The 5,156-nt window shown below is 38.3% G+C and carries 3 protein-coding genes; all 3 read right to left on the minus strand.

The genetic code is table 11. From position 1 onward, the window contains the following. Positions 1 to 489 precede the first annotated feature (489 nt). Positions 490 to 837, minus strand: coding sequence for a hypothetical protein (locus E1171_RS07575; protein ID WP_155205408.1), 348 nt, complete (start codon positions 835 to 837; stop codon positions 490 to 492). A gap of 88 nt (positions 838 to 925) precedes the next feature. Continuing rightward, positions 926 to 3,997 carry a DNA polymerase III subunit alpha gene (locus E1171_RS07580; protein ID WP_155205409.1) on the minus strand — a complete coding sequence of 1,024 codons (3,072 nt, stop codon included), beginning with the start codon at positions 3,995 to 3,997 and terminating at the stop codon, positions 926 to 928. Between the two features lie 24 nt (positions 3,998 to 4,021). After that, on the minus strand, positions 4,022 to 5,156 hold a 1,135-nt coding region (dinB, locus tag E1171_RS07585), incomplete at its 5' end, for a DNA polymerase IV (RefSeq protein ID WP_246164221.1).

The following is a 5,156-nucleotide window of genomic DNA, read 5'->3' on the forward strand; positions in this document are numbered from 1 at the left end:
GGTATACTTTTTTTGCAAAGAATGATACTATTTTTTCATTGTGAATTTTTAAAAAAAATGTTAAATATATTTATTGAAAAAATCCATTATATACTATTATTATTTATACAATATATGTTTAGGTATCTTTTTGGGGTTTGTTTTTGATGGCTTTTTAGAAACGCTCATATTTCGTGCTAATTTTTTTGCATTATGATATTTGAGTAGTGAAACCCAGGGTCTTATATGGAAGAATGAGATAATTAGAAAATATTAATGAACCGCTTAAAAGTATTATGATTTTAAACTATAACACCGATTCTCCTCTTTTACGCTTTTAGTTAAAAATAACAGGATGGTTAGTTTATTAAAGAATTAACTAATGGTTAACTTTATTGGAATAAGTAGAATGATAATAAAGATAATTTAAAGTACTAGAGAATAAGGATTCTCAAGTAATTGGGAATTGTAGAAATGGAATGTCTCGGTTTTTAAATAGGGGGGAGTGCTTTAAATGCTAGGACTGATACTTTGTGTTTGTTGCAGTCGACTTTCCAGTTTTTTTATTGTCCTTTTAATTCCCCAAATAATTGCTCTATATCCTTGAAAAAAGTACTCTCTGTCAAGTTTCGTTGGGTTGGTGGTATAAATTTTTAATTTTTCTATGCCATTAGCTATGGTAGTTTCTTCTTCAGTGAGGTCGTTGAGTAGATTAAAAGGAGACCGGGGATTGTAGGTGAGAGAAGAGAAGTGAGATAGGAGTTGAATTGCGGTTTGTTGATCACAACTTCTTTTGGATTCGATCTCTTTTTTTAAACGATGTAAGTTATTAACAACATCTTGTAGTTTATTTTTCATATCTTTTTTAAAATTTGGTCGAATTTTAATATACCATAAAAAACATAAATTCAAAAAAAATATTATGAAAATATGTTTTTTAAATGAATTATTTGTGTTTTGTTGTGTTTAGAAATAACTGTTTGACCGTTTCTTTTGATGGATAAGGTTTTCGAGGCAATGGACCAGGCATCGTTTCTGAGCTATTGGTCAAGCTATTGTTTCCATCTTTAGGAGTAAATTCATAGCGAGGATCACTAATCATCGGCAAACGATCCATTTTATGTACCTCTATAGTAGGATGAGCAAACTCTAACACTACTTTTCCTTCAATTAGATAACAGCCTGCTCCCTTCCAAGGCCATTTCTTCAAGACATCGGGAAAATTAGTGGTATCGAACAGATAGCCTTCAGTGTCCCAAAAAGTAAAAAAACTCATCTCCCCTTTTACGGTTGGCACTCGCTTTCTGCAAACGGCATAACCGACTATTCGGATTATTTTACCTTCTTTATTCGCTAATTCCTGTGCAAGAGTATTGCCCCGGTAATTGGTTTTCAGTAGATCAAAAGGTGTTTTGGAAACTGGAAATTCAAGAATTTCCAATTCATCAAAACATTGTTCATGGGCAGTAGATTCCAATTTGGGAAAGGTGTATTGGCGTATGGGTTCATGGAATAGGTGGGACACTTGAATGTCATGTCGCTTTTCATATGAGGCATGTACCATGCGGGCTGTTAATACCAGTTCATTTTTTGAAACCCCAGTAAAGGAAAATGCTCCAATAAAAATCAACTGCTGCAAATGTTCAATACCAATGGCTATACGTTCAATAAAATCTTCCAGTGAACGATAATCACCATGGACTTTCCTTTCCATAGAAATACGATCTGCCAGCTTTTTGTCAAAGCCTTTCATGTGAATAAAGCCGATATAAATGTCTTTTTCCTTTAATTGAGTTAGGTATTCTGAATGGTTGACACAAGGTTTGTGAAGAATGCCTCCACTCATTCGGGCTTCGTGGAAATACACCTCACTTCGATAAAATCCGCCAAAATTATTAATAACAGCTACCATAAATTCTAGGGGGAAACGAGCTTTCAAATAAATGGCTAAGTAGGACTCTACTGCATAACTGGCTGAATGGGATTTGCAAAAGGAATAGCCCGCAAAAGATTCGATCTGACGGTAAACCTCCTGAACCAACTCCGGAGGATGCCCTAGCTGTTGACAGTTGACGAAGAATTTTTCTTTCACTTTTTCAAGCTCTCGTTTGGAGCGGCTTTTTCCTGACATGCCCCGCCTTAAAATGTCTGCATCGGCCATATCCAAACCGGCAAAGTGATGGGCAATTTTAATTACATCTTCTTGATAAACCATGACGCCGTAGGTTTCACCTAGATGTTGTTCAAAAACCGGATGGATATATTCAAAATCGTTCGGAAAATTGTGCCTTCTTTGATATTCACGCAACATACCCGATTTGGCTACACCCGGTCGAATCACAGAAGAGGCTGCAACCAGTACCTTGTAATTATTTGCCTTCAACCGCTTCAATAAGCCTCGCATGGCAGGTGATTCCACATAAAAACAACCTAGGGTTTGCCCTTTGGCAAGCATTTTATTGGCTATGGGATGATCTTTATACAGATCAACCTGATTAAAATCTATGTTTACCCCGTGATTTTTTTTTACCAACTCTATAGTGGATTGAATGCTTCCCAATCCCCGTTGAGACAAAATATCGAATTTTTCAAAGCCGATGTCCTCCGCTGTATACATATCAAATTGGGTGGTAGGATAACCTTTGGGGTACATATCCAGGGCAGTATAATATGTAATAGGACGTTCGCTGATAAAAACACCACAGGCATGCATAGAACGTTGATTGGGAAAACCATGTAACATATCAACCAGCTGATGAATAGAGCGAACGATAGAATTATCATCATGTAACTCCTGAGGGTTACGACTTAACTGGTCAATTTCGCTTTTGGGTAGCCCCATAACTTTTCCAACCTCCCGGTGGCAGGAACGGTATTTAAAAGTGTTGATAGTACCACAAAAAGCGGTGTATTTAGGGTCGAAGCGACCAAAAATATAATCCAAAATTTGGTCCCGAACATCCCATGACCAGTCGATATCAAAATCCGGTGGGGTTTTTCGGGCCGGATTTAGAAAACGCTCAAAATAGAGGTCCAACTCTAATGGACATACATTGGTGATCTTTAAAATGTAGGCAATAATGGAGTTGGCACCGCTACCTCTTCCTACATGAAAAAAGCCTTTCGACAGGCTGTAATTTATAATATCCCAGGTACAGAGAAAATAAGCGCTGAAACCCAGTTGATCAATAATATCTAGTTCTTTTTGTACCCGATTTCGGGCTTCCTGGTTATTTTTATCATATCGTTCTTCAAAACGTTCATTGACCAGTTGCTCCAACAGCAGTCGGTCATGGTATTTATTGTCTGTATAATTTGCCTTGTTTTTATGGGAATTGAAATCAAAATCAAAGTTACAATCATCGATGATCCGAAGAGTGTTTTGCACAAGTTGAGGGTGATCCTTGAATTTACTCAAGAGCCGTTCTTGAGAATGCATAAATTCCCGTTCAGAGCAATAATCTTTAGTTTCCAGCTTGCTTAAAATGATATTCTGGTCAATAGCCCGAAGTACTTTGTGTAATTGATATTCCCGCTGATTCCTTATGGTAACCGGATGCTGGATAACGATCTTATGCATCATTTTACTAAAAGGAGAATGATACAGACGATTGAGCTGATAGTAACTTATCCCCACAAACTCGTTATCCCGCAAATGTAAAGGGGCCGTTTCAAAAGGGTAAATCACATATACGTGCTCCCACATAGGGGCGCGTTCCGGGAAAGTGGTTTTATGGATATTTCTTCGGGAAACTAGTTCATTTAATTCCCTTAAACCTTCTTCATTACGAGCCAAACCGATATAAAGACATTGATGGGTATTGCGAAATTCAACACCAACAATAGGCTTGATATGGAAGTGCTTACACTCTAGGATAAAATCAAATATTCCGTTAGAAACGTTGATATCCGTCAAAGCAAGAGTCTCTACCCCCATTTTGTGCGCCATTTCCACTAGTTCCTCCACGGGAATGGTGCCATAGCGAAGAGAATACCAGGAATGACAATTTAAATACATGATCTTACTTCGTAATTCTCTTTACTATTTTAAGGCGTTGAATGCCGAGGCCCTTTGTATAGCATATTTTCCAAAGCGATGACGAATTTGATCTGTTGCCTGAAGTAATGCTACTTTTTTGTGTGTGTCATCAAATAAATTGATTTGATGTCCGCCACCTGCTAGTCCGGACAAACGCAGTCCAATCAGCCGAATACGCATGCGTCTTTCATATATTTTGTCAAACAACTCTTTGGCTCGCTCAATAATGAGGTTATCTGAAGCAGAGTAAGGAATCTTACACTGTCGACTGTGCGTATCAAAATTGTTATAACGGATTTTGACTGCGATTACTGAGCATACTTTGTTTTCCTTTCGAAGCTGATAGCACAATTTTTCGGAAAAAGCGGTTAACAGTGCTTTGATACCAATTATATCCATGCTGTCTTTCTGAAAGGTGTGTTCTGTAGACAAGGATTTGGCTTCATGTTCCGAAATAACAGCTGAGTGATCAATACCATTGGCTTTTTTATGCATCAGACGACCATTCTTTCCAAATAACTGCTCCAGAATTTCCACTGGTGTCTCTGCCAGCGTTTTAATGCGCCTTATACCGACACGAAAGAGTAACCTCTGAGAAGCCTGTCCGATCATCGGGATTTTACTTATGGATAAGGGGTTAAGAAAAGGCTGTATTTCTGGAGGAGGAACGTGCTTCTTTCCGTTAGGCTTCCCTTCAGATGTGGCAATTTTGGCAACAGTCTTATTGGCCGAAAGACCGAAAGATATAGGGAGCCCACTTTCTTTGACGATCAACTCTCGAAGCTCAATGGTCCATTGATACGAACCAAAGAAACGATCCATGCCACTAATATCCAGGTAAAACTCATCAATAGAGGCCTTTTCAAAAAGAGGGGCTTTATACGCTATAATTTCAGAAACCTCTGTACTTTTTTGAGAATACATTTCCATGTCTCCCCTGATCCAAATAGCATCCGGACAACGCTGCCGGGCATATTTGACAGGCATAGCAGAATGAACGCCATAATAGCGGGCTTCATACGAACAACTGGCTACTACACCTCTATCAGAAGTTCCTCCAATAATGATAGGCTTACCTTGCAATGAGGGGTTAATCAAACGCTCGCAAGACACAAAAAAAGTGTCCAAATCCATATGT

The sequence above is a fragment of the Xanthovirga aplysinae genome, assembly GCF_009711365.1.
Classification (GTDB): domain Bacteria; phylum Bacteroidota; class Bacteroidia; order Cytophagales; family Cyclobacteriaceae; genus Xanthovirga; species Xanthovirga aplysinae.